Raw genomic sequence first — 25,126 nt, 5'->3', positions numbered from 1 at the left:
CTCCATGGTCTTCAGCACAACTTATTTTATTCGATCGACATGTGTAACCCTGAATTCTTTTTCTTCTAGTTTATCAATTACTCGTTGAAGCTTGTCTTCACTTAATTCACTAGGTAGATTTAAGATAATTCTTCGCAAATATTTTTCACCATTATCTAATGTAAGCATTCCGTCAATGTTCACATCTTGAATAACAGAAACTAATTCTTTTATCGCACCTTTATGCTCGATCGTTGCAACCGTTAGCGTATAACCGCCTGTCTTCATACCAAAGGAATCTTCTAATACATCCATTACATTCGCATGTGTAATTATGCCTATAAATTCATTAGCTGAATTTAATACTGCGATAAAAGGTAGACGTCGGATTGTCAAAAATGTTTTAAAAAATGAGTCCTCTTCAAAAATAAAGGCATCATTACTAGCGATAAGCGATGAAATTTTATCCTGCTCAGTTCCTTGCCTTTCATACAAATATTCTAATAAATGAACTTTATAGATTAAACCAACAAATTTCGTCCCATTCTCTGCCAATACGGGAACTGATCTGTATCCAGTTTCTTTCAAGAAATCATATGCTTGTTGAACAGTGAGGTTTTCATCACAATATTTTACTTCTGTTTTTGGTACAAAATTATAACGGATTTTCATGATTCCCACTCCTCATAATGTAGAAATTTCTTAAATACATCTTTATTATGCCATATCTTACATATTATTCAATGAACAAAAACGTAACATATTTCATTGTTAAAGTAAAGAAAATTCATAACCTTATATCCAGCTTCAATAACCTATTTACGAAATTAGGTATTGACAAATTAAAGTAAAAGTTGTTATGATTCTCATCAAGAATTGTTCAATAATTAAATAGTTCACAAATTTGCATATTTGCAATGACGTTGATCTCTTATCAAGAGTAGGCAGAGGGATTTGGCCCGATGAAGCCCAGCAACCGACCGTAATTCCATCGCAAGGTGGGGCGCTTTTAACTTATAGGCGCTGGGATAATCCCACAAGGCACGGTGCTAATTCCAACAGAAAGGATTATCTTTCTGGAAGATAAGAGGTGCGAAGCGATGACTTCAAGCCTCTTTCAATTTGAGAAAGAGGCTTTTCTAATATAGAGAAGCCTCCAAAAACTATGAAATTTGGAGGTAAAAGGAATGGCAAGCTATGAACCATTAACTCAAAGTTCTGCAGTGGCGTTGGCAAAGCGCTTACGAATTTTTGAAGAAGGTGCTGTGCTAGCATCTGAGGAAATTGGCCATGGAAAATTAAACCTAGTATTTCGTATTTTCGATGAAAAAAGTAATCGAGGAATTATAATAAAACAGGCATTACCATATGCAAAAGTAGTTGGAGAAAGATGGTTATTGACTTTAAAACGAGCGACTATTGAGAGCAATTATCTTCTTAGAATTGCTGAATATGTTCCAACTCTTATACCAAAGATCTTCTATTTAGATGAAACACTTGCTATTAAAATAATGGAAGACTTCTCACATCTTCAAACTTACAGAAAAGGATTAAATGAAGGTAAAAGATACCCATCACTTTCAAAACATATTGGTACATACCTAGCAAAGACACTATTTTATACATCAGATTTTGGTCTAGAGCCACTGAAAAAGAAATTGATCATGCAAAGTTTTAGTAATCCTGAGCAATGTAAAATAACCGAGGACCTTGTTTTTACACACCCATTTTTCGATAATGAAACGAATAAGTATGAGCAAGAACTTCAAGATGATGTAAAAAAAGTTTGGGGGGATCAAAGCCTAAAACTTGAAGTAGCTAAGCTAAAGCGAAAATTTTTAACTGAAGCAGATGCACTTTTACATGGTGATTTCCATACTGGAAGTATTTTTGCAAGTGAAACTGAAACAAAAGTAATTGATCCTGAATTTGCTTTCTTTGGTCCAATGGGGTTTGATATTGGTCAATTCATTGCGAACTTATTGTTAAATATGATTTCAAAAGAAGATGAACAAGAACATGAGTATTTATATAAGCATATTGAGGAAACATGGAGTGTCTTTTCATCCACATTTACTCGACTATGGCAAACAGCAAGTGTAGAGCAATATCACAACTCTCAGAGTTATTTAGATTATGTGCTTAAACAAACTTTTGAAGATGCTATTGGCTTTGCAGGTTGTGAAATTATTCGACGAACGATTGGTTTGGTACATGTTGCTGATTTAGACGAGATTCAGGACAATGATCGAAAAATCAGTGTAAAGCGCCAAGCTCTTACTCTTGGTAAATTGTTAATTAAAGAACGTACTGAGATACTTGAGCCTCGTATTTTAAGAAATTACATAAATGAAACTCAATATATTTAGAGGAGTGAATACATCATGACGATTACATCATTGGTTCCTTTATCTGTAGATTGGAAAGATACATATATTACCATTCTGGATCAAACTAAGCTTCCACTTGAAATAGATTTTATCGACTTAGTTACAATTCAGGATGTGTGGAATAGTATTACCTCTCTAAAGGTAAGGGGGAGTGCTGCAATTGGAATTACAGCGGCATTTGGTTTAGCTCTGTCAGCTAGTAATTATGAACTTGAAACAATAACTGAGTTTAGAAGTCTATTAGAACAAGACCGGAATTTTTTAGATAGCACACGTCCAACTGATACAAATCTAGCTTGGATTTTAAATAGACTTGTAGATAGTATTAAAGATGCAAGAACAATAAATGAAGCTAAAACAAATTTGATTCACGAAGCGATTCAAATACAGGTTGAAGATGAAGCAATATGCCGCCAAATCGGAGAGCATGCACTCTCTCTTTTTAAAAGTGGCAACAAGGTTTTAACGATTAGTAATGATGGCTCGATTGCAACCGCGCGATATGGAACAGCATTGGCTCCATTCCATCTGGCAAAAGAGAAAAATATTGAGTTGAAAGTATATGTATCTGAAACTCGACCTTTGTTGCAAGGTGCGAGACTTACGGCATGGGAGCTCATGCAATCTGGAGTTGATGTTACCCTTATAACCGATAATATGGCAGCACATACCATTATGGCAAAAAGGATTGATGCGGTTATCGTTGGGGCTGATCGAATTGCAGCAAACGGTGATACTGTAAATAAAATCGGCACATATAATTTAGCAATTTTGGCAAAAGCATTTGGAATACCTTTTTATGTTGCAGCCCCTATCTCAACATTTGATATTTCATTAGAAACTTGTGCAGAAATCCCTATTGAAGAACGGAGCCCGGATGAGATTACACATATTAATGGAGCACTGGTTGCACCCGAAAGCATCCAAGTATATAATCCTGCATTTGATGTGACACCAAATGAATTAATCACTGCTATTATTACTGAGAATGGTATTTTACAAGGAAATTTTTCAAAGGAAATAGCAAAACAGTTTGAAATTTGATAGATAAAGGAGTATAAATCTGACTCGATTTTATACTCCTTTTTAATTTCTCAACTATTGATTTTTATTCAAATTTCATCCACATCTCAGAAGGATTTACCTCATAAATCCCATTTTCCCGATACATAAAATGGTTCATGATAAATTCCCGACGAATAGTCGCAAAGTCATCATGATATTTTTTGATGTGTTCATTTAATTCCTTTTCGCTGTATTTCTTTCCGATAACTAATCCTCTCACGATATGCTCCAGGATAATTATTCGTTTCTTCTTTTGTGAAGGTATTGTTTTAAGACGACCTTCAGGAGTTAAAAAGTTTTGTAACAAGACATGTCTTTCCATCGTTTCCTTGTTGGAAGCTTCCATTATTGTCTCTTTTCCCAAAATAACATCTGTAATTGCCTTTGTTTGCTGTTTTAAAAGTTCATCATTTAGTCTAAAATAAATTGTATTTTTATCTCTACGTTCGCTGATTAAACCTATATCTCTTAGCTTTGTCATGTGATGAGTGATTGTTGGTGGTGTCACACCTAATTTACCAGCTAATGCCTGACCATGGAGTGGTCCCTTAGCGAGTAGTACTAAAATTCTAATACGTGTAGGGTCACCCATTACTTTATGAAAATTTACAAGCTTATCTAATTGCACACTCATACCTCTTTTCGCACTATTACTAATTAGATGATAATCAAATTAGTAATAGCCGTCAATCACAAATAGAGGATTTCAGAGGAAATTACTGACAACAGGATTTATATATTTTGGGTATAGCTTTCGTTCGGAATTTTATTCAGCATGACATATAGGCTAACATTCTCAGAACCGTCATTTAGGAATGCTAAGCTTTCATCACCTGTACAAAGTATTACATCATTCTTTTTCGCTCTGATCTCATTGTTATCGATTGTAAAAGTCCCCTCACCTTCCAGTACCAATAAATATACATTTGAACCTGGATGTTTGTGAGATGGTAAACTCTGTTTTGGGGTGAAATTTAGCACAAATACGGTACTTTCTCCTTCTTTGAACACTACCTTTTTCGTAAATTTCTCATCTTTGTGTTCGATATAATTGATTAATGCTTCTTTTTTCATATTTTTCACCCTTTTAATTTGATATTTGTATTGTCTCCTTTGTTTACAAGTTCTATCATAACCCTATATAAATCTTTAAACTTTGATTCAGATCAATTTTTATAAATTTATATTTCATGAAGTCTTTATTGGAAGGTTAGCGTTTGTATTCACTCATAACAAATAATCAGCATTCTACCAGAAGAATGCTGATTACATGATTACAACCTAAATCTACTAATCATATTGTCTAATTGATCTGCAAGGCTTGAAAGTAGTTCAGCATGATCTGAAATTTGTTCCATCGAGCTATTCGTTTGCTGAACAGATGCTGAAGTCTGTTCAATACCTGCTGCAGATTGCTCTGAAACTGCTGCAATATTGTCGACAGACGTATTCATCTCAACTGTAGTTTGTGCAACACTATCTAGATGCTCTGAAATATCTTGAATTCTTTCAACCATAGTTGAAACTGCTAGATTAATATCTTTAAATGTTTGTCCTGTTACTTTTATTTGCTTTGTACCTTCATCTACTTCCCGATAACCATTTTGTAATGAATTAGCAACTGAATTAGATTCACTTTGAATGCTTCCGACAATGTGGGTTATATCAGCTACTGAATGCGATACTTGCTCAGCTAGTTTTCGTACTTCATCAGCAACAACTGCAAATCCTCTTCCTTGATCCCCTGCTCGAGCAGCTTCGATTGCTGCATTCAATGCTAATAGATTAGTTTGATCAGCTATGTCGCGAATAACCTTCACAAGGGTTGAAATTTGCTTTGTTTGTTCATCAAGTCCTTTTACTCTAGCAACAGATGATTCCATGATTTCATTGATTTTGCTCATTTGATCAGTTGAGTCATCCATATATTTATTTCCTTTTTGGGTCAACTCCAATACTTGAAGTGAGGATATCCGAACCTGGCTCCCATCATCATTTGCAGCATTTATTTTTTTTGAATACTCATCCATCATTTTTGCGAGTAAGGTTGAAGTATGTGCTTGTTCTTCCGCTCCTGTAGATAACTCTTGAACCGTAGACGCAACCTGTTGACTAGCTGCCTTTACCTCACCCGATGATAGCATAAGCTCTGAGCTTTTTGAAGAAACCTGTGTTGAAACCGATGAGATTTCTCGTATCATCGAACTAAGGCTTTCACTCATCACATTAAGTGCATTGCTAAGTAATCCTATTTCATCATTCCCTTTGATTTGGATTTTCTTAACATTCAAATTACCCTCTGCAATGCTATTTGAAATTCCGATTAATTTTTTAAATTGTCTTCCAAGTGATTTTCCAATTAGCATAATACACATGATTGCGAATCCTGTTGATACGATAATGGATATAAGTAATACTAATATTGTCCCACTTACGTTGGTATTGGCTGAGTTAACTGCTGTCTCACTCTCGTTTTTCATTATTCTTCTAAGCTGGTCCAATATCCCTACTGTACTATTAATTGTTTCATCTGCTGCTTTGCTTGCCTTTGTTGAATCTAGGAAATTAGCAGCTTTTACTGCCGGGAATACCTCTTCATCAAATAAATCTGTTAATTTATTTTTATTTGAATCAACTTGTTTAAATAGCTGTTCCAGCTCTTTTGTATTAATTGCTGGCTTTAATTGTTTTGCTAGCTCGTCATACTCCTTACTTAAGTCTTCAAAAGCAACTACATGTTTTCCGTTACTATCCTGAATATAAAGGCTAATTTCACTTCCTAATTGATTGAAGACCCCAGCCATCTCAGTAACTAGAACAGAATGACCTCCACTTTCCTCGACTTCCACCATTAGTGTCTTCACATTATATAATTGAAAAAAAATAATAACTGCTGAAATACAAAAAAGTATTGTAGTTATAGAGAATGCAACCCCATATTTATAACCAACCTTTAAATTATGCCACCACTTAAACCCTTTTACACTTATTGAAACATCCTTTGTCTTATCCTGTCTCTTCTTTCCTTTCAACCCCTTCATTCGTATACCCCCTATGTAGTCCAATTAAAGTGTGACAATTTATATTTTTCTATTTATTTATTATAGAGCAAATTGTCGGATAAAGGAATATTTTAGTGAAAATTGCTTAAAAAGTTATAATAAAAAAATAAAGAGCGTGAATCCCCGACGAATTCACGCTTCAACATGTACTATTATAAAAATGGGCTATCATGGCGAGCTTTAAGGCGTTGCCATCTTCTTTCCACCTCATGCTCAAATTCTTCAAGCATATCTTTATTTTCTTCTTTTAGTAAGTGTTTTGTTTTTCCCATGTATTTCAACCATTCACTTAATGGAACGCGTTTCTTTTTGTCCTCCGGATTATATGTGATTACCGTTTCTCCTTGTTCTATCTCGTAAAGTGGGAAGAAGCACGATTCGACTGCTGCTTTCATAATTGTTTCCCCAAAGCGATCCTCAGATTTCCAGTTAAGGGGACATGTAATTAAAAGCTTTCCATAGACAGCTCCGACATTTTGTGCATACCATTGTGCTTTCGCAGCCTTTTTAACAAGATCCTGTGGAAAGGCTTCTGTTCCGGTAAACACATAAGGTATATTCGTTGCTGCCATAATTTGCGGTGTATCCTTATGATGGAATGCTTTTCCTTTTTGTGCTTTTCCAACACCTGATGTACTTGTCATATGACCTAGTGGTGTTGAGTATGACATTTGCGAACCGGTATTCATATAGCCTTCATTATCATACTCTAGCATAATGACCTTATGATTACGAAGCGCTGTTCCAATTGCTGAACCCATACCAATATCCATTCCACCATCACCCGTAACCATTACAAAGGTTGGATCCTCTGGGACATCAATTTCTCCTCTTCGTTTTAACTCAAAGAATGCTTCAACCGTTCCAGATAAAGTAGCAGCTCCATTTTGGAAGAGATTGTGAATCATGGTTTGCTTATGTGAGTTATAAGGATATCCTGTTGTCGTAACATACGCACAGCCTGTTTGGTATAAAACAACTACGTCTCCTTCAATCCCTTTGAAGAAAAGCTCCAATCCTGGGAAGATGCCACATCCCGGGCAAGCACCATGTCCGGAGGCAATTCGTTTTGGTTTTGTTGTTAAGGATCTCATCGGTGGAATTTTTACTTTAAGTTTCTTCGTATCCTCATTTTGAGTAACTTCAATTAATCCTGTTTTATAAGCATCACCATGCTGAGGTTCGATAACGGTTTTTAGTTTATTTTCCTTTTTTCCAGGCTTATGACCGTAGTAATCAAATGGTTTTTCAGCAAATCCCTTTTCCATAGCATCAATAGCCATACTAAAGAAGTTTTCTGCATCATTTGCGTAAAAATCTTTACCGCCAATACCAAATACACGACTAAGAACAATCGTTTTATTATCTTTATCATCTTGAAGGGCAGATTTAATTTCATGTGTTAAATTTGCCCCATTTGCTCCATAGGAATCCGCTCGTTCACCTACAAGCAATGCTTTTACATTCTTAAGAGTTTCTCGAATTTGTGCTGTTGGGAATGGACGGATGATATTTGGACTGATAACTCCGGCCTTAATCCCTTTTTCACGGAGCTTATCACAAACATCCTTCGCAGATTCAGCTGCTGAGTTTAGCAAGAATAAGGCAACATCTGCATCTTCCATATTATATAGGTCCAAGACTTGATATTCTCTACCAGAGAGTAATGCATATTCCTTTGTAACCTGTTCAAACACTTCACCAGCACGATAAAGAGCCTCTGATTGCTGATAGTTGTTATTAAGTAGATCATTTCCATCCATATGTGCACCAACAACGACTGGCTTTTTTGGCTCACGCACTTGCGGATAATTTGTTGGACATTCACCAACAAAGTCTTGAACTACTGTTCTATCTTTAAAATAACTCACTTTTCTCTTTTGATGGGATGTAAAAAAACCATCATAAGCGACAATAACAGGAAGTCGAACTTCTGAATGTTCCGCAATTTTTAAAGCGATAATGTTCATATCATATACAGCTTGTGGCGTCCTTGCAGTTAAAATAACCCAGCCAATATTCAGTCCATAATAGAGATCTGAATGATCCCCACGAATATCAAGAGGTCCACTAACTGCACGAGTTACTAAATTCATGACCATTGGAAAACGAGTTCCGGATTGAACAGGTAATTGCTCGATCATATATAAGAAACCATTTGCACTGGTTGCGTTAAATACGCGGGCACCAGTGAGTGCTGCACCATAACAAATGCCGGCTGAACCATGTTCACCATCTGCTGGAATTAACTTAACATCATGCTCTCCACGAGCCTTCATTTGGTCTAAATATTGAGCGACTTCAGTTGATGGCGTAATTGGAAAGTATCCCATTATATGATAATTGATTTGAGCGGCAGCCATTGCTGCCATTTCATTGCCTGATTCAAATGTAACAACCTGCTCAGCTTGTGAACTCGTTTGAATTTTTTCTTCTACCATTGACACTATCATATCCCCCCTGCAACAATCGGAAATTTCTGTTTTACTCTATTTTCATCTGCATAACCAATCATTTCACGTAAGTCTGATAAGGCATCTGTTGGACAAGCCTCCACACATTTTAAGCAGCCTTTGCAATATTGATAATCGATTCCTTGCAGGAACATTTGCTTACGTCCACGCTTGTCTACTCCTTCTTCCCATACAAAGCAAAGGTCTGGACAGACTGTGTCACATGCGGCACAATGTATGCATTTTTCTTGTTCAAATTGTGGTAAAAATCCTTGACGTGATCCACTTAAATCCTTAAGAATACTATTTGCATTCGCTGTCAGTACCCCGCCAATTTCTTGTGTATCATAACCTAGTAAGGATTCTGGTCTAGTAAATGCCTTACCATGGGCATCTGCTGGGATTTCATATGTTTTGAAAACGACTTCATTAAAGCCTCTATCAAAAGTACGAATATTTGGCTCAACAAAATGTGGATATTTCTTTTCAAATGTTTTCCTGATAACATTTCGCATTGCTTCAGGATCTAAGAAATCACAGATTCTGAATAATGCTCCAAGCATTGCTGTATTAACCTTCGTTTTTTCCTCTACAGCTATACCTAGCGCATCAACAATTGCCAATGTTCCATACTCAAGCTGTAGGTCTTTTTTAACTTCATCAAAATCGCGTGTCGTATTAACGAGGACAATTCCATCAGGATTTAATCCACTCACAACATTTATTGTCTTGTATAATGCCTCATGAAAAACACCTACTATATGTGGCTGTTCAATTGGGCTATGATCGCGAATTTCAACATCTCCATCACAGAAACGAATGAAACTCTTAACTGGTGAACCTTTTTTCTCAGATCCATATGAAGAAAAGTTTGACCCATTCAAGCCGAGACCCAACACCCCTGCTTCAGCAAGCATTTTTCCTGCTAGGTTGGCTCCCAAACCACCAATTGACTCAAGACGAATTTCAAAAAATCCTAATTCATTTTTATTTGGTAAAATTGACATGCTATCCCCCCATTATTTAATTTTCCAAATGTAATATTTGGCAGTAGCTAATATCCCATCTTATATTTTATAAAATAAAACGAAATGAAGCTGTGATATATATCAAACAATCATAAGTTTTTTTATAATACACAATATTAATTTTGTTATTTTTTTAGTTTTTACACGGGGTGCAAACGCTAACACAGAACTATAACAGTTTCAATAATGTTATATAACAGAGTTTATAAGTTTGCAAATTACCTCTGACACCTTTTGGGAAAATATGAGTGATACGGATTATCCTACTCTATAACTTGATGAATAAGATTCTCGATTTTGTCAAGGATGTGATAAAATAGGTGTTTGATAAGTTGTAATTGTATAAGAAGTAAGGAGTTTTAGATGATGAAAATTGTTTTAAGTACATTAAATGCAAAGTATATTCATACGAGTCTATCGATTCGATATTTGAAGGCGTATGCGGCACCTGAATTTGATATTACGCTTGCTGAATACACTATCAAGGATCCTTCAATGAATATAGTGACTGATTTGTATAGCAAGCGACCTGATATCATTGGATTTAGCTGTTATATTTGGAATATTGAAGAGACTATTAAAGTGATTAAAATGCTAAAAAAAATCAAACCTGAACTTATCATTATTTTAGGAGGACCTGAGGTCACCTATGATGTTAATGAATGGATTGATCGCCTTCCTGAGGTTGATTACATCGTTATAGGTGAGGGGGAGCAAACCTTTAAGCAGCTATTAACTAACCTAGATAGTGGACAAAATCCTGATGAAATAAGTGGACTCGCTTATTGCAAGGATGGACGAACCATAATTAATCCTCAACGCAACAAAATTGACTTAAAGGATTTACCATCGCCTTTTCGATTTGAAGAGGACTTATCACAGCTTTCAAAACGTGTGACCTATATCGAAACTAGTCGGGGCTGTCCATTTAGCTGCCAATTTTGTCTTTCGTCTATTGAGGTAGGAGTCCGTTACTTTGACCGTGAGAAAATAAAAGAAGATATTCGCTTCCTAATGGCTAACGGTGCAAAGACGATAAAGTTTGTTGACCGCACCTTTAATATAAGTAGAAGTTATGCAATGGAGATGTTCCAATTTTTAATTGATGAGCACAGACCAGGTACTGTTTTTCAATTTGAGATTACTGCTGATATTATGCGACCTGAAGTCATTGATTTCCTAAATCAGAATGCACCCACAGGTTTGTTCCGATTCGAAATCGGAGTTCAGTCAACAAATGACCTGACGAATGAATTAGTAAAACGAAAGCAAAATTTCTCTAAACTTTCTAGAACGGTTATGATGGTAAAAGAAGGTGGTAAAATAGATCAACATTTAGATCTGATTGCTGGCCTACCTGAGGAGGACTATCAATCATTCCGAAATACGTTCAACGATGTATTCGTAATGCGACCTGAAGAGCTACAATTAGGATTTTTAAAAATGCTTCGCGGTACTGGTGTGCGTATTCGTGCATCTGAGCATGATTATATTTATATGGACCATTCACCCTATGAAATACTAGGTAATAATGTATTAAGCTTCGATGATATAACTAGAATTAAACAGGTTGAGGATGTGCTGGAAAAGTATTGGAATGATCATCGTATGAACGAGACAGTTGAATACTTAGTTACCCATATTTTTGAAACACCATTCGATTTTTTCCAAGAGTTCGGTACATATTGGGACAAGAGAGGCTGGTCAAGAATTGGACATCAGCTAGAAGATTTATTTAAACGATTAAGCCATTTTCTACACGAAAATAATCAACTTGAATTACCTATTATAGAAGGTATTATGAAATATGATTATTTACGTAATCAAAAATATAAGCCTCGTAAGCCTTGGTGGGATGATGGATTACAAAAGGAAGAAAGAGCAAAGATTTATCAATATTTTATAGAAAATCCTCTATCACTTGGGAATGAATTTGCAAGTTTAAATCTTCAAGAGAAAGACCTATATAAGCATACAGTTGTTGAAAGAGTACCTTTTGATTTTACACATTTTGTACAAACTGGTAAGATTAAACTAAAGTCTTCGTATATGGTCGTATACTTCGACCCAACCAATCAACAAACAAGAGTATTCTCTACAAACAAAAGGGAGTCAGCATAAGCTGACTCTTTTTTTACTCTCCAGTTGAATTGCCCTTTTTTGAATTGCGGTTTGCACCCTTGGCTGGGTCTTCCCCTCTTGCTTCTGCAGAAAATTCTGTATCAGGTAGGCTTTCTTTTGGTGTGAAGTTATTATTACGTGCAGCATCATATTTTACTTTTCGCTTCAAGATCAATTCCCCCTTATCAATGTGAGTATTTCTCAATAACAGTAGTTTCACCATATTACCAAAGTACATGAAAGGAAATTTTCATCTTGTTAATTAGGATGTTTACTTTTAGCAAATACTATCATTAATTTGAACCACAAAAGAGGTGTTAATATGTCGAAAGAGAAGAAGGAAGTTAAGATTACTTCCCCAATCCTTGATGAAACACTCCCACATCAAATATCTGCCCCATCTTTTAAAGGGACTGGAATTAAAATGAAACCACCTTTTGTAAATGAGCACGGGGTTGTGATTGGTGATAGCCACTACGATTCACCCAATTCCCCATTAAATAATTGGAGTGACGAAACTGATCCAGAGATTATGTCAGGGGACGAATGGGTCCATCCGACAAATGATATTGGTTGGAACACAACAGAAAACCGTGCATTACTCGAAAGTAAAAAGAAGCCTCAGGGTGTGCCATTTATGCATCCAGATAAAGATGTAAGCTTTGGAAATGATTAAAGACATAGAAATAGGGAGGGAGCTAAGCTCCTTCCCCTTTTTTGTCAAAAGCACAACGTTGGTGCTTTTTTAACCAATAATAAGTCTTTCTTTCGGATAGTGATAATCAGGCTCCATCCCTTTTTTCCCAATTAGAAAAAGGAATGATAAGATCCCTACTCTCCCAATAAACATCAGTAGAATAATAATAATTTTACCGATTTCGGTTAAATCAGGTGTAATTCCCATCGATAACCCTGTCGTCCCAAAAGCAGAACAAACCTCAAACAAGATCTGCATCAATGAGAAATCCTCGGTGATTGATAACATGATTACAGCCACAAAGCAAATAAAGAACGCAAAAAGAGTTACAACACAAGATTTTATAATATCCTCCTCATGAATCTCTCTTTTAAAGATTTTTATCGACCTATTGCCTCGGGCAAAATGGTATAAAAATAATAGGTTCAAAGCGAATGTCGTTGTCCGAATTCCCCCACCAACTGAGCTTGGCGATGCTCCAATAAACATCATTCCACTTAATAAAAGCTGAGTTGGACTTGAAAATTCATTCACATCCATCGTTGCTAATCCAGCACTTCTAGTTGTTACAGATTGGAATAATGAATAAAAGAACGTTTCATGCCAAGCCATCCTTTTAAAGAAGTGATTCCATTCCAACATAAATATAAACAACGTTCCTAAAATGACAAGTGAGAAAAAAGTTACCGTCGTAAGTTTTGCAAAAAGTGAAAAACGATATCTCCCTTTTTTGTTCATAATAAATTCTTTTAATTCCACTAGAACCGGAAAACCAATCGCACCTAAAATAATTAAAATCATTGTAATAAATTGGACAAAATAATCATTTGCATATGGTACAAGCGATTGCCCAGTTATATCAAACCCTGCATTTGTCGTTGCACTTGCTGAAGCAAATATCCCATGAATAAACGCCTCTTCCCATGTTGGAAAGTAATCTAAAAAGTAAATACCTAAGATAATACTTCCAAATACCTCAATTAAAATAAAAATGACTAAAATTTGTTTTAAAAGATTAACCAATCCAGATAATTGTGATTGGTTTTGATCAACCATTATTAGCTTTCGTTCACGCAATCCGATTTTACGGCCAAATACTAACCAAATAAAAGTTCCTAATGTCATGACACCAATGCCGCCAACCTGGAGAACAAATATTAGAATAAAAATACCAGCTGTACTAAAAGTATCTTTTATCGAGATTACTGTTAATCCTGTTACACTTATCGCACTAGCTGCCGTAAAAAGTCGATCAATAAATGGAATGTGAACTCCATCCTTATGTGCAATAGGTAAACTAAGCAATAAGACTGAAACAGTCACTGCCAATATATAGAAGGTGACAATTAACTGAGCTGGCGTTAAGTTGTTTATTTTTTTCGTTATTTTTTTCCACATGAGTTTTCATTCCTAACAATTTTCTTATATCTTTTCTATCATATAGAAATCCTTTCAACTTTTAAAGTTTATTTTTGAAATACTCATATTAAATGACTAGTATGCATTTCCAGTATGGAAAAAAGTTATTTTCTTATACTAAATATACAACGAATACATCGTTGTTTATTTAACAAATAAGGAGTGAAATCTATGTCTAGAAGTAGCAATAAATTGCTTGTTCCGGGTATTGAGCAGGCGTTAGATCAAATAAAATTTGAAATCGCCCAAGAATTTGGTGTAAAACTTAGTGCAGATTCAGTCTCAAGGGCAAATGGTTCAGTTGGTGGAGAAATTACAAAACGTTTAGTTTCCCAGGCTCAACATCAATTGCGTGGAGAATAAAACTATATATCATGGATAAAAGCCGAGGGATAGCCTCGGCTTTGTTTTCTTTCATTCATGGTGATCATCTATTTTCTCTTTATTCCATCTATAATCTCGATTATTCGATCTTTCATCTCTTTTATCTCGATCTCTTTCATGATGGTGGTTTTTTCGATCTTTATATTCATATCTATTCTTATTTTTCTCTTTAGACTGTTGACGTTCTTTCTCTGGTTCCTTTTTTTCTTTATCTTTTACTTCTTTTTTCACTTTTTCTTTCCAGTCTTCACGATCTCTCTTATTCCAATTTTCTCTCTGGTCTTTTTTTTGTTGATCCAATTCCTTATGAGGAGGATTATTGTCCTTTTTTTGTTTCATATTATTAGAATCTTGATTTTGTTTCTTGTTATCACTAGGTATCCTTTTTTCCTGTTGCTTCGGAATTTTATTTTCCTTTAATAATAATTTTCCTGTTGAAACACCTTTTTGTTTTGCTTCTGCACGCGTTTCTTTTGTAGTTTTTACAGACGTTACGGCAATTTGTTCCTTTTTGTATTCCTGTTTTATTTCTTTAATATTCTGTTGTAATTCTTTATCAATTTTAGCCTTATGGGTTTTATTTACCACAGTTGTGATAAGTACTTGTTTTCCATCTTCAAGATACCCTTTTACACGGCTTTTATTAATGATTGACTCAGTAATTTGATCTAATGTTGTATCTTTCCAGTCTGGAATAGTTGCAAGTAAATTTTTGGCTTCCGTATTAAGAGCTTCAATACTAACTACTCGAAGGTTCTCATCCAATCCAACTTCAAAACTCGGGTTAATATCAATGGACATGTACGCGTATACTTCATTTTTCATAAATGCATTTGGAAGAATTAATGAAATAAGAATAATTGCAACTAATGAGCTCACAAATGCTATTCTAGTTTTTCTTTGATGAAATAACCCACGTTTGACAGTCCTATCCTCTTGGATTTCCATTGGAGCAAAATGTATTTCTTCACCAATTTCATAAGCTGAATTTGAATGTTTGGTTTTTATAAATTCACCTTCGGGAGTGAGCATTGTAATATATTCATCATTTATATCCATGACAATTCCCTTCTTCAACCTTCGAGCACCCCCTTTAAATAATCATGTAAATACACGTAATCTCCTGCTAAAATAATCGCCATTGCAATAATATATTTCCGATTTCTCTCAATTGTTTTACGACTAACAGTTACTTTTGATTCAAGTTGTTTAACTGGCAGCTGTTTTTTCTCAAATAAAGTAGCCAACATTTGTGGATCATCAACTACTGCCTTTGATACTAAAATCGCATTTAATCGAGCATCGGCATGCTTAGGTGATATTTCGAGCAGCTCATGAAAGGATAAATTAAATTCCTGCAGAATCTTATGATAGTGAACGATTTCTTCCTTTCTTAGCTCATGCTCCACTGACCTCTGGTATTCTTCCACTGATAGACTTGCCTCAATTTTAGTTTGTGAATTCTCTTCATCACTATCCCTGTTCATATCAAAATTGATTGTTCGAACTCGCGCTTCCTTACGAATATAATCAATAACGCGTCGTTTAATTAATAACTCTGCAAAAGATAATAACGAACTACCCTTTGTAGAATTGTATTTTTCAACCGCTTCATTAAAGGCAATTAGTCCGATGCTAAATTCATCATCTGATTCAGTAATATATCGCTTACAGACTGCTGATACATTTTTTGCGATGAATGGTTTATATTTTTCAATAAGATCGTTCTGTAGGTCTTTATCTCCCTTTTGAATGGAAATTACGGTTTCTTCCAACGTGCTTTTTCTTTTACCTATTTTAAACAATAAACTAAGCACTGGTTTCACCTCATTTTCTCTCATGCTATCCGTTAATAGTAGCAAGATTAAAAGGTGAGATACAATAACAATTTTTCTCAAAAGTAGTCTTAATTAAAAAATATTACATTAGTAGTAGTACGAATTACCTTCCTTCATCGTTATTTTTCTACTTTATTATTACATTTTTTACTTTTCAATGACACACTCCTTCATATTTGTAATAATCCTCATTAAAATCTACGCATTGTTTTAGACTTTTCAGGGGGTTATTTTCACAAAAATATCCGGATGTGTGGACATATTTACCAACATTCCAATTCCTAATAAGGGAAACCTAATATGAAAGTGGGAGGGATTTGCAATGCATACGATGTGGAAGGGATCCATTAGCTTTGGATTAGTTAATATCCCAATAAAATTATTCTCAGCCACTGAGGATAAAGATATTAAATTACGTAATCTTCATAGGGAATGTAATACACCCGTTCAGTATGAGAAAACTTGTCCGAATTGTAAAAAGGACATAAATATGGAGGATATTGCAAAAGGGTACGAGTATGTGAAAGGAAAATTTGTCATTTTAACTGACGAAGAATTGAACGAAATAAAGGATGAAAATCAAGATAAAAGCGTAGAAATCATTGACTTCGTGAAACTTGAGGAGATTGATCCAATTTATTTCAATCGTTCCTATTTCATGGGGCCAGGGGAAAATGGGGGGAAAGCCTATACACTGTTACGGGAGGCACTACAAGAATCGGGTAAAATTGGAATTGCCGAAATTACAATTCGTTCAAAGCAGCAAATGGCAATCATTCGCGTATATAAGGACTGCCTTATCATGGAAACGATTCACTATCCAGATGAAGTTCGAAATGTAAGTGATGTACCTGCAGTGCCAGAAAAGGCGAATATTGATGAAAAGGAATTAAATACTGCCATTATGCTAATCGATCAATTAACAACTCCATTTGAACCAGAGAAATATAAGGATGAATATCGAACTGCCTTAATGGAACTCATTCAAACGAAGATTAATAACAATGAAGGAACAGCTTCTGCAGAGGCTCCACGGACAAATGTCGTAGACTTAATGAGTGCACTTCAAGCAAGTATTGAGCGGACTAAAGGAACTGAAGCAGCTACAATCCCAAAGCGGGCAACAACGAAAACAGTGGAAAAAGTTGCTACGAATCCAATTAAAGCACGAACTACTCGAAAAAAGGTTGGTTCTTGATTTTCGCTTGAAATTTAACTAATATCTGTATTTTGAGATTATTGACCGTATTTTAAAAAAACGTATAAATCTGCTCCAAATTTACATTAAAAAGTAGTTAAAGTGAGAGAGATTATGCAAAAACCAATGCTACCTACACTTACATTTGAGGTACCTATCGGCCAAGATTGGGTATATGAGATTAAATATGATGGCTTTCGGGCCATCCTCTATTGGACACATGACAATATTGAACTCATTAGTCGAAATGGCAATAACTTAAATGAACAATTTCCAGAACTAATCGATTGGTGCTTGAAATCCCAGGAACTATTCCAACCACATCTACCACTAGTGTTAGATGGGGAGCTTTGTATACTCGAATCACTCTACAAAGCAAATTTTGAATTAATTCAGCAACGAGGACGTTTAAAAAATAAAGATAAAATCCTTAAATATTCAATGGATAAACCTGCTCATTTTCTAGTTTTTGATCTATTGGAACATAAAGGGAATCAATTGAGTAACCAGCAATGGCTATCTCGAAAAAAAGAACTAAAACAGCTTTTTGAAAGTTTAAATTTAGAAACAAAAATTAATCCTAAAGATCAGCAATATATTCAACTAATCAATTTTAATGGGGATTATGAATCTATTTGGAAAATAGTCACTGAGAATCAATCCGAAGGGGTTATTGCCAAAAAAGTAGATAGTCATTGGGAAGCAGGAAAGCGCACAATTAATTGGTTTAAAATCAAAAATTGGCAAAAAGCAGTGTTCTTTATTACTGGTTTTGACAAAATAAATGGGTATTTTCATGTTGGGGTTTTGAGAAATCTTGAGGTATTTGAGATTGGGCTCTTTTCGAATGGATTAGCAACAAATGAAAGACAAGCATTGCTGCAAGTCATCCGAAACAACGCAACAACAGAAACAACAAAATTCCTTCAAGTATTACCGGGAATCTGTGTTGAACTATTTTACCTCGAGCTTTTCAAAGAGCAGCTGCGGCAACCAAGCTTCTCAAAGTTTTGTCTTGATATGAATTGGAAGGATTGCACATGGGAGAAGCTTGTTGGAAACACTCCCAAAATTCCTTCTGATATCGAAATCTCACACCCTGACAAACCACTATGGAAGGATAAGCCGATAACAAAACAAGACTATATTCAATACTTAGCAGCAGTTTCACCCTACATGCTTCCATTTTTAGAAAAAAGATTATTAACCGTAATTCGCTATCCACATGGGATGTATGGAGAATCCTTTTATCAAAAAAATTGTCCAGACTATGCACCTGATTTTATCGAAACAGCAGAAAGTGATGGAAATGAATATATTATTTGTAATGACTTGAAGACACTGGTCTGGTTAGGGAATCAACTCTCATTTGAGTTCCACATTCCATTTCAAACGATCAATTCAACTGGACCATCAGAAATCGTCTTTGATCTTGATCCGCCATCAAGAGGAGAATTTCAATTAGCAGTAAAAGCCGCACTAATTTTAAAGGAAGTATTTGATAATTTAAAGCTTATCTCATTTGTGAAAACATCAGGGAATAAGGGCCTACAAATCTATCTACCTTTACCCGAACATCAATTTACCTATGAACAAACAAGAAAATTCACGGAATTTATCGCTACTTATTTAACAACAAGCGAACCAGACCTCTTCACAACAGAACGATTAAAGAAAAATCGCGGAAATAGATTGTATGTGGACTATGTACAACATGCTGAAGGAAAAACGATTATTGCTCCATACTCTGTTCGCGGAAATGATGGGGCATATGTCGCTACCCCTCTATTCTGGAACGAAGTAAACGAAAATCTCTCCATTGAAAATTTCCCTCTGGAGTCAATAAATGAAAGGATCAACAAAAAAGGCTGTCCATTTGCACACTATTTTGGTGTAAAAAATGAACAGCCATTTGAACCTGTATTGAAGTTTTTATATCAGAGTTAGTTAATAAGAAAGCAAAGAACTGTACACCCCAACAGACGGAGTGTACGTTTTTTATTTATTCTTTTAAATCTTCAATTGAGTCAATGTCCATATATTTTGGTACGACTAAACCGATTTTTACACCTTCCATACTAATACCGATATCTTCATATTTGCCTTCAAATTCTTTCGCGTAATCTTCATGTGTAACAGGAAGCCAACCAGCTAATAATGCATCAACACTTCCATCCGCAACACCAGTCCACATTGGACCAGCCTCTACTTGCCTTGATGTAACTTCATATCCCAAATCTGTTAAAACATTAGAAATGACAGCAGTACTAGCAATATTACTATCCCATGCCACCATTGCAAGTGTCACTTCTTCACCATTTCCTTCTTGTACCCCATCAGTCCACTTAGCAACAGTATCAGCATTTTCTTCTATCCATTTTGCAGCTGCATCTTCCGGCTTTTCACCATCTTGGATATCAACCATGATGCCTTCCATATCTGCTGCTTCCCATTTGAATTGACTGAGAAGCTTATGAACACCTGGCAAATCTTCCTTAAGGCCTAGTCTACCGATACTGTGAATAAATTCTTCTCCACCATAAACTCCTTTTGGATCTTCCAAATATTTAAGATCATAAGCAGAGAATTTCCAGTGTGGAGTCCAACCAGTGATAATAATGGGTTCTTCTTTGTCATAAGCCTTCTTAAGTGCTGCAGTCATAGCTGCACCAGAACCTTCTATTAATGTCCAATCCTCGAGGCCATACTCTTCAATTGCAGTAGCTGTAGCTTTCATGATTCCTGCACCTGGGTCAATCCCAACAATTTCATATTCTACACGTTCACCTACTGAAGCATTTGACTTTTCTTTCGTTCCTGCTTCCTCATCACCACCACATGCGGCAAGTCCCAATGTTAATCCAATTGCTAATGTTGCTGTTAGTGCTTTTTTAAACATTATACTGTTCCCCCTTGTTTATTTTTTCCTATATTTTGAGTAATCCGGTCTAGGATGATTGCCACAATTACAATCGCAAGACCAGCTTCAAAACCGGTTCCAGTTTGCAGCTGTGTTACAGCTCTATATACATCTGCCCCTAATCCTGGTGCACCAACCATTGAGGCAATAACAACCATGGATAATGCAAGCATGATACTTTGGTTAATTCCTGCCATTATCGTAGGCATGGCTAATGGAATTTGCACCTTAAGTAATCTTTGTTTTGTTGTTGATCCAAATGCTTCTGTTGCCTCAACGAGATCAGCCGGTACTTGATTGATACCAAGTATTGTTAGTCGAATTGTCGGTGGCATTGCAAAAATAACGGATGCAACCACACCTGGGACAACTCCAATATTAAAAAAGAAAATAGCTGGTAATAAATACACAAATGCAGGCATTGTTTGCATAAAGTCTAAAATTGGGACGACAACTTTACCAACAGTTTTATTTTGGGAGGACCATATCCCCAGTGGAATCCCAATTATAATTGAGATTGCAACCGAAGTTAAAACTAGCGCAATCGTATCGAGCATGTTTTCCCAATACCCTAAATTATCTATTAAAAACAAACCTACAAAAGTAAATAATGCAATTCGCCATCTACATACCTTCCAAGCTAGTAAACTAATAATTATTATCAGTACGATTGATGGAATAAAGGCTAATCCTGATACAATACCTTCAACAAATCCTTCAAGACCATCTGCAATACCTTCAAATAAGAAATCAAAATTTGCAACAAGCCAATCAATAAAAGAATCAATCCAATCTGCTATTGGTAATTTTGGCAATAATCCTTCCATTTATAGCACCTCCCTATCTGTACCTGACGAGAGACTAGTAGACTCTGTTCCAAAACCATTAATATATGTGTCATTCCCAGCAAGTGCCCCGATAACTGCACCCCTTATGACAATTCCTTTAAGACGATTTGCTTCATCTATTACCGCAAGTGGTATCTTCGCATTTGATACATCATCGAATAAATCAGTTAATAACGTATCGGTTTGAACTGTTTTTATATCCGTTGTTACAACATCAGTGAGTGGCAGATTTTTCTCAACAGCCCTAGAAGCATCCACATCCGTGACAGCACCGATAAGCTTTTTCTGTTTATCCTCTACATAAACGGTAGATATCCCATTATCTCTCATGATTTTTAAAGCAATTCTTGCACCTTTATCAATTTGCACAGTTTCGGCACGTTTGACAATATGACCAGCTGTTAGCACTTTTGAAAGGTCCACATCTTCAACAAATCGCTCAACATATTCATTAGATGGATTCATCAGTATCTCCTCTGGTGTTCCTATTTGGACAATATTCCCATCTTTCATTAGCGCTATTCGATCACCGATGCGTAACGCTTCATCAAGGTCATGTGTAATGAAAACAATTGTTTTTTCCATGGAGGCTTGTAATTCAAGAAGTTCATCTTGCATATCTTTTCGTATAAGAGGATCTAATGCGCTGAAGGCTTCATCCATCAATAATATATCTGGATCATTAGCTAGTGCTCTTGCAAGTCCAACACGCTGCTGCATCCCACCACTAAGCTGTTCAGGATACTGATTTTCATACCCTTCTAGTCCAACAAGTTTTAGTGAATGAAGTGCCTTTGCAGAGCGTTCTTGTTTTTCCACTCCTTGAATCTCTAAACCGTACTCTGTATTTTGAAGGACAGTTCGATGTGGAAATAATGCAAACCGTTGGAATACCATACTTAACTTTTTCCGTCTTACCTCACGAATTTCTTCCTTTTTCATCGAAACAACATCTTTGCCATCTATTAGCACATTTCCAGTAGTTGGTTCTATTAATCTATTTAATAATCTTACTAGTGTGGATTTCCCACTTCCTGATAGACCCATAATTACGAAAATTTCACCAGCATGTACTTCAAAACTTGCTTGGTTTACCCCAACTGTTGAGCCTGTACTTTCTAATATTTCCTTTTTCGACTTTCCTTCCTTTAGAAGCTGAACAGCTTTTTTCTGTTGTCTTCCAAAAATTTTTGTTACGTTACTTACTTTTATTTTTACTTCTGTCTCTTTCATCATTCTGTCACCTCAATCTAATTTCTTTCCTTTAAACTCTGCCTCTGTGTATTAAGTAACGTTTAACTATGACTTTTTAATTGTAGGTAATTTTAGCTAATTCTACAAAGTGGATATAACGTGATATTCAGCTGTAAACTTTGTACAGAAAAAACTGTACGCACTTTACGTACCACATCCTTAAAATTCCTCTATTTTCCTCAATAATGCTTTCTATTCCCCCTCTTTACTTTCATCAATCAAATCGTTAGTCTATAGTTATTAAGAATGTATTAGGTTTGAATAATTAAGGATGTGAATACATTTGCAAGGTAAAGAGCAACTAGAAAAAGCACGTGAACGTGTAATTGATGCGATTTCACAAAATATGAATTTATATGGTGTTACCCCTTCTGTTGGACGACTATGGGGCTTGATGTATTTTCAAGACGAACCCATGACACTCGATGATATGAAATTAGAGCTTGGTATGAGCAAGACTAGCATGAGTACATCAGTTCGTAGCTTAGTCGAGCTAAAAATGGTCGACAAAGTATGGAAGAAAGGTATGAGGAAGGATCTTTACGAGGTTGAAGAGGATTGGTATCAAACATTCATCGACTTCTTTACAATAAAATGGCGCAGTGGAGTCAATATGAATGTATCTGCAATTGAGAAGTCTCTCAAAGAATTACATGCACTACTTGATGCTCATGATGTAAATGAAGAAATCAAAGAAACTGCAAGACATGATATTGATAAATTAAATAATGCTCTTCAATATTACCAGTGGTTGAATCGTTTAGTTGATTCTTTTGAATCCCATGAAATCTTTACATTTGTACCAAAATAAAAGAAGCGTGCTAAAAAATATAGCACGCTTCTCCTAATTAAATCTTTGCTTCTACTGCATGTGTGTCTGGATACTCATGACCTGGTTCATAAGAATATGGCGTTACTCCCTCTGATAATTGATAACCGAAAGCAACCACCACTCCAAATGCAACTAATACTAAAAGCTTTTTCTTCATTTTCTCATCTCCTTATCATTTTTAAATATTTAACTACTATTGAATAATAATAGCTAGCTAACTTATACTTATTTTTCTCCTGATAACGTTTTGCAAGTATTTCAGAATAACTGATGACTTGCTTCATATCTCCTTCTTGTTCAAAAAAAGGTATTGCTTCTTTTTCTACAAATTTCTCTAAGGCTTCATCATTATTTAACCAATATTCATAAAATGTAAAATGGATTTTAAATTCCTCTAAATTTTGATGTTTCGCCAATATTTCCTGTCCGGTATTTAACCATTTCCTACTAGACGAAACATCACCAATGTTATAATACTCAGCAAGTAAGGAATGAATTGATCGTATTCTACCAATAATATTTGTTTCTACTTTATACCGTAGACTCTCTTTATACTCATCAATAGCTTCCAATGTTTTTTGCTGCTTCGAGTATAAGCAGCCAATATTATGATGAAGCAGTCCTAATAAATAGGAATCATTCATATTTTCAGCCACTTTTTTGGCAAGCTGATAGTTATCTACTGCTAATTGAAAATCATCATTTTTTTCATAGCTAATCCCTAATAATATGTGACATTCAGCACTACGTTTTAGATCATACATTGATTGGTAGATTGAAAGTGCCTGTTGAGTATATACAGTACTAAGGGCAATTTTCCCAATACGATTATGATTTACACCAATGTGATAATAGAGATCAGCTTTTTCCCAGTTTTCAAAATGAATGCTATTAGATAATATTTGTTCAGAAAGCTTAAAATGCTCTAAAGCAATCGCAAATTTATTTCTTAAATTATAGTATTGACCAACAAATTTTTCATAAAAATAATTCATTTTACTATCAAAAATATCTTTAAACAATGAAATTTTTTTTATCTGTTCTCCGGCTTTATCATATTCACGAATGAATAAAAGAAATCTTAATTCAAATAATACGAAAAGAATTGCTGCTCTAGAATCATTTATAAATTGGACATTCTTTGTAAAATGCTCATGAAAAGCTATTGCTTCTTCTTTCTTTTTTTGAATAATGGAAAAGTACCAATCATTTAAATCTTTTAGTAGCGTATACTCCTCTTCCTCAATAAGTTTAATTCCTAGTTTTTCACAAAGTAATTCAAGTACTTCTATACTAGCTGAGGTTTGGTTATTTTCTATTTTTGAAAGATAAGAGACTGAAATTATTTTATTAGCTAGCTCTTCTTGTGTCATGTCTTTTTGAATACGAAAGAATTTAAGTCTATTACCTATTTCCATATCTCATACCCTTTCGAATTTGATTGGTTAATATATCCATTCGCTATAAGTTTTATAAATCCTCTTTTTACTTTTAGGTATTTTGGATTATTTTTTATTTTTTTAATAACCAATCTATATTAATATATGTTCTCATTCCTACCCATATGAAGAATGTTCTTTAGTAATCGAGTAGGAGGGGGTGACTAACCCCCGACCTCTCACACCACCGTACGTACGG

23 protein-coding genes and 1 riboswitch are annotated in these 25,126 nt (G+C 35.2%); of the genes, 8 read left to right on the top strand and 15 right to left on the bottom strand.

Annotation, left to right across the window (positions count from 1 at the left end; all coding sequences use genetic code 11):
* Window positions 1-21: 21 nt before the first annotated feature.
* On the bottom strand, window positions 22-651 hold the full coding sequence (gene cbpA / locus MJG50_RS19700; protein WP_240257485.1) for a cyclic di-AMP binding protein CbpA: 630 nt from the start codon (window positions 649-651) through the stop codon (window positions 22-24).
* Between the two features lie 256 nt (window positions 652-907).
* A riboswitch (SAM riboswitch) is annotated at window positions 908-1,069 on the top strand.
* A 97-nt stretch (window positions 1,070-1,166) separates the two neighbouring features.
* On the opposite strand from cbpA, the gene mtnK reads away from it, so the two are divergent.
* Both mtnK and mtnA read left to right on the top strand, forming a co-directional pair.
* A complete protein-coding gene (gene mtnK, locus MJG50_RS19695; RefSeq protein WP_240257484.1) occupies window positions 1,167-2,348 on the top strand; it encodes an S-methyl-5-thioribose kinase in 1,182 nt (393 codons plus the stop codon).
* Window positions 2,349-2,363: 15 nt separating this feature from the next.
* Window positions 2,364-3,413, top strand: coding sequence for an S-methyl-5-thioribose-1-phosphate isomerase (mtnA, locus tag MJG50_RS19690; RefSeq protein ID WP_240257483.1), 1,050 nt, complete (start codon window positions 2,364-2,366; stop codon window positions 3,411-3,413).
* A 64-nt stretch (window positions 3,414-3,477) separates the two neighbouring features.
* Here the strand turns inward: mtnA and MJG50_RS19685 are convergent, their stop codons facing one another.
* From MJG50_RS19685 to MJG50_RS19665, 5 genes are all read right to left on the bottom strand, one after another.
* Complete coding sequence (locus MJG50_RS19685) at window positions 3,478-4,062, bottom strand: DUF2087 domain-containing protein (RefSeq protein WP_240257482.1); 585 nt, start codon at window positions 4,060-4,062, stop codon at window positions 3,478-3,480.
* Window positions 4,063-4,166: 104 nt separating this feature from the next.
* Window positions 4,167-4,508: a cupin domain-containing protein gene (locus MJG50_RS19680; RefSeq protein WP_240257481.1), complete on the bottom strand. Its 342-nt coding sequence runs from the start codon at window positions 4,506-4,508 to the stop codon at window positions 4,167-4,169.
* Window positions 4,509-4,708: 200 nt separating this feature from the next.
* Window positions 4,709-6,475 carry a methyl-accepting chemotaxis protein gene (locus MJG50_RS19675; RefSeq protein ID WP_240257480.1) on the bottom strand — a complete coding sequence of 589 codons (1,767 nt, stop codon included), beginning with the start codon at window positions 6,473-6,475 and terminating at the stop codon, window positions 4,709-4,711.
* A gap of 173 nt (window positions 6,476-6,648) precedes the next feature.
* On the bottom strand, window positions 6,649-8,937 hold the full coding sequence (locus MJG50_RS19670) for a thiamine pyrophosphate-dependent enzyme (RefSeq protein WP_431307305.1): 2,289 nt from the start codon (window positions 8,935-8,937) through the stop codon (window positions 6,649-6,651).
* Between the two features lie 8 nt (window positions 8,938-8,945).
* On the bottom strand, window positions 8,946-9,956 hold the full coding sequence (locus MJG50_RS19665) for a 2-oxoacid:acceptor oxidoreductase family protein (protein WP_240257478.1): 1,011 nt from the start codon (window positions 9,954-9,956) through the stop codon (window positions 8,946-8,948).
* Between the two features lie 387 nt (window positions 9,957-10,343).
* Here MJG50_RS19665 and MJG50_RS19660 point away from each other — a divergent pair, with 387 nt between their 5' ends.
* Window positions 10,344-12,098, top strand: a complete 1,755-nt coding sequence (locus tag MJG50_RS19660) for a B12-binding domain-containing radical SAM protein (protein WP_240257477.1) — start codon at window positions 10,344-10,346, stop codon at window positions 12,096-12,098.
* A gap of 13 nt (window positions 12,099-12,111) precedes the next feature.
* On the opposite strand, the gene MJG50_RS19655 is transcribed toward MJG50_RS19660, so the two are convergent.
* Window positions 12,112-12,270, bottom strand: a complete 159-nt coding sequence (locus MJG50_RS19655) for a hypothetical protein (protein WP_490374916.1) — start codon at window positions 12,268-12,270, stop codon at window positions 12,112-12,114.
* 150 nt (window positions 12,271-12,420) lie between these two features.
* Here MJG50_RS19655 and MJG50_RS19650 point away from each other — a divergent pair, with 150 nt between their 5' ends.
* Window positions 12,421-12,774, top strand: coding sequence for a DUF3905 domain-containing protein (locus MJG50_RS19650; RefSeq protein ID WP_240257476.1), 354 nt, complete (start codon window positions 12,421-12,423; stop codon window positions 12,772-12,774).
* Window positions 12,775-12,843: 69 nt separating this feature from the next.
* Here the strand turns inward: MJG50_RS19650 and MJG50_RS19645 are convergent, their stop codons facing one another.
* Window positions 12,844-14,193: a TrkH family potassium uptake protein gene (locus MJG50_RS19645; protein ID WP_240257475.1), complete on the bottom strand. Its 1,350-nt coding sequence runs from the start codon at window positions 14,191-14,193 to the stop codon at window positions 12,844-12,846.
* Between the two features lie 192 nt (window positions 14,194-14,385).
* On the opposite strand from MJG50_RS19645, the gene MJG50_RS19640 reads away from it, so the two are divergent.
* Window positions 14,386-14,577 (top strand): alpha/beta-type small acid-soluble spore protein, encoded by a 192-nt coding sequence (locus MJG50_RS19640; RefSeq protein ID WP_240257474.1) that lies wholly within the window; start codon window positions 14,386-14,388, stop codon window positions 14,575-14,577.
* 51 nt (window positions 14,578-14,628) lie between these two features.
* On the opposite strand, the gene MJG50_RS19635 is transcribed toward MJG50_RS19640, so the two are convergent.
* Together MJG50_RS19635 and sigI are read right to left on the bottom strand one after the other, a co-directional pair.
* Complete coding sequence (locus tag MJG50_RS19635; RefSeq protein WP_240257473.1) at window positions 14,629-15,675, bottom strand: anti-sigma factor domain-containing protein; 1,047 nt, start codon at window positions 15,673-15,675, stop codon at window positions 14,629-14,631.
* The gene (gene sigI, locus MJG50_RS19630; RefSeq protein WP_240257472.1) at window positions 15,672-16,424 is read right to left on the bottom strand and encodes an RNA polymerase sigma factor SigI; all 753 of its coding nucleotides are present in this window, start codon (window positions 16,422-16,424) and stop codon (window positions 15,672-15,674) included. The genes MJG50_RS19635 and sigI overlap by 4 nt, the downstream gene beginning before the upstream one ends.
* 334 nt (window positions 16,425-16,758) lie before the next feature.
* Here sigI and ku point away from each other — a divergent pair, with 334 nt between their 5' ends.
* Both ku and MJG50_RS19620 read left to right on the top strand, forming a co-directional pair.
* Window positions 16,759-17,634 (top strand): non-homologous end joining protein Ku, encoded by an 876-nt coding sequence (gene ku, locus MJG50_RS19625; RefSeq protein WP_240257471.1) that lies wholly within the window; start codon window positions 16,759-16,761, stop codon window positions 17,632-17,634.
* Window positions 17,635-17,748: 114 nt separating this feature from the next.
* On the top strand, window positions 17,749-19,581 hold the full coding sequence (locus MJG50_RS19620) for a DNA ligase D (protein ID WP_240257470.1): 1,833 nt from the start codon (window positions 17,749-17,751) through the stop codon (window positions 19,579-19,581).
* A gap of 55 nt (window positions 19,582-19,636) precedes the next feature.
* Here the strand turns inward: MJG50_RS19620 and MJG50_RS19615 are convergent, their stop codons facing one another.
* Genes MJG50_RS19615 through MJG50_RS19605 form a run of 3 tightly spaced genes read right to left on the bottom strand, consistent with a single transcriptional unit; the run spans window position 19,637 to window position 22,638 of the window.
* Window positions 19,637-20,533, bottom strand: coding sequence for a glycine betaine ABC transporter substrate-binding protein (locus MJG50_RS19615; RefSeq protein WP_240257469.1), 897 nt, complete (start codon window positions 20,531-20,533; stop codon window positions 19,637-19,639).
* Complete coding sequence (locus MJG50_RS19610; protein ID WP_240257468.1) at window positions 20,533-21,381, bottom strand: ABC transporter permease; 849 nt, start codon at window positions 21,379-21,381, stop codon at window positions 20,533-20,535. The genes MJG50_RS19615 and MJG50_RS19610 overlap by 1 nt, the downstream gene beginning before the upstream one ends.
* Entirely contained in the window at window positions 21,382-22,638 is a 1,257-nt protein-coding gene (locus tag MJG50_RS19605) for a quaternary amine ABC transporter ATP-binding protein (protein WP_240257467.1), read from the bottom strand.
* Between the two features lie 301 nt (window positions 22,639-22,939).
* Here MJG50_RS19605 and cudC point away from each other — a divergent pair, with 301 nt between their 5' ends.
* A complete protein-coding gene (gene cudC / locus MJG50_RS19600; RefSeq protein WP_240257466.1) occupies window positions 22,940-23,467 on the top strand; it encodes a choline uptake/conversion transcriptional regulator CudC in 528 nt (175 codons plus the stop codon).
* Window positions 23,468-23,504: 37 nt separating this feature from the next.
* Here cudC and MJG50_RS19595 read toward each other — a convergent pair whose 3' ends face one another.
* Both MJG50_RS19595 and MJG50_RS19590 read right to left on the bottom strand, forming a co-directional pair.
* Window positions 23,505-23,645 (bottom strand): hypothetical protein, encoded by a 141-nt coding sequence (locus tag MJG50_RS19595; RefSeq protein ID WP_240257465.1) that lies wholly within the window; start codon window positions 23,643-23,645, stop codon window positions 23,505-23,507.
* Window positions 23,646-23,649: 4 nt separating this feature from the next.
* Window positions 23,650-24,906: a helix-turn-helix transcriptional regulator gene (locus MJG50_RS19590; protein WP_240257464.1), complete on the bottom strand. Its 1,257-nt coding sequence runs from the start codon at window positions 24,904-24,906 to the stop codon at window positions 23,650-23,652.
* Window positions 24,907-25,126 lie beyond the last annotated feature (220 nt).

Source organism: Fredinandcohnia quinoae (assembly GCF_022427965.1).
Classification (GTDB): domain Bacteria; phylum Bacillota; class Bacilli; order Bacillales; family Bacillaceae_L; genus Ferdinandcohnia; species Ferdinandcohnia quinoae.
The sequence above is the reverse complement of the archived record's forward strand: the minus strand, read 5'-3'. Positions and strand labels throughout refer to the sequence as shown.

Excerpts from the sequence above, each read along its gene's own strand:
- cbpA (WP_240257485.1), bottom strand. The coding sequence starts at position 651 with ATGAAAATCCGTTATAATTTTGTACCAAAAACAGAAGTAAAATATTGT.
- mtnK (WP_240257484.1), top strand. The coding sequence starts at position 1,167 with ATGGCAAGCTATGAACCATTAACTCAAAGTTCTGCAGTGGCGTTGGCA.
- mtnA (WP_240257483.1), top strand. The coding sequence starts at position 2,364 with ATGACGATTACATCATTGGTTCCTTTATCTGTAGATTGGAAAGATACA.
- MJG50_RS19680 (WP_240257481.1), bottom strand. The coding sequence starts at position 4,508 with ATGAAAAAAGAAGCATTAATCAATTATATCGAACACAAAGATGAGAAA.
- MJG50_RS19675 (WP_240257480.1), bottom strand. The coding sequence starts at position 6,475 with ATGAAGGGGTTGAAAGGAAAGAAGAGACAGGATAAGACAAAGGATGTT.
- MJG50_RS19670 (WP_431307305.1), bottom strand. The coding sequence starts at position 8,937 with ATGGTAGAAGAAAAAATTCAAACGAGTTCACAAGCTGAGCAGGTTGTT.
- MJG50_RS19665 (WP_240257478.1), bottom strand. The coding sequence starts at position 9,956 with ATGTCAATTTTACCAAATAAAAATGAATTAGGATTTTTTGAAATTCGT.
- MJG50_RS19660 (WP_240257477.1), top strand. The coding sequence starts at position 10,344 with ATGAAAATTGTTTTAAGTACATTAAATGCAAAGTATATTCATACGAGT.
- MJG50_RS19650 (WP_240257476.1), top strand. The coding sequence starts at position 12,421 with ATGTCGAAAGAGAAGAAGGAAGTTAAGATTACTTCCCCAATCCTTGAT.
- MJG50_RS19645 (WP_240257475.1), bottom strand. The coding sequence starts at position 14,193 with ATGTGGAAAAAAATAACGAAAAAAATAAACAACTTAACGCCAGCTCAG.
- MJG50_RS19640 (WP_240257474.1), top strand. The coding sequence starts at position 14,386 with ATGTCTAGAAGTAGCAATAAATTGCTTGTTCCGGGTATTGAGCAGGCG.
- ku (WP_240257471.1), top strand. The coding sequence starts at position 16,759 with ATGCATACGATGTGGAAGGGATCCATTAGCTTTGGATTAGTTAATATC.
- MJG50_RS19620 (WP_240257470.1), top strand. The coding sequence starts at position 17,749 with ATGCAAAAACCAATGCTACCTACACTTACATTTGAGGTACCTATCGGC.
- MJG50_RS19615 (WP_240257469.1), bottom strand. The coding sequence starts at position 20,533 with ATGTTTAAAAAAGCACTAACAGCAACATTAGCAATTGGATTAACATTG.
- MJG50_RS19610 (WP_240257468.1), bottom strand. The coding sequence starts at position 21,381 with ATGGAAGGATTATTGCCAAAATTACCAATAGCAGATTGGATTGATTCT.
- MJG50_RS19605 (WP_240257467.1), bottom strand. The coding sequence starts at position 22,638 with ATGATGAAAGAGACAGAAGTAAAAATAAAAGTAAGTAACGTAACAAAA.
- MJG50_RS19595 (WP_240257465.1), bottom strand. The coding sequence starts at position 23,645 with ATGAAGAAAAAGCTTTTAGTATTAGTTGCATTTGGAGTGGTGGTTGCT.
- MJG50_RS19590 (WP_240257464.1), bottom strand. The coding sequence starts at position 24,906 with ATGGAAATAGGTAATAGACTTAAATTCTTTCGTATTCAAAAAGACATG.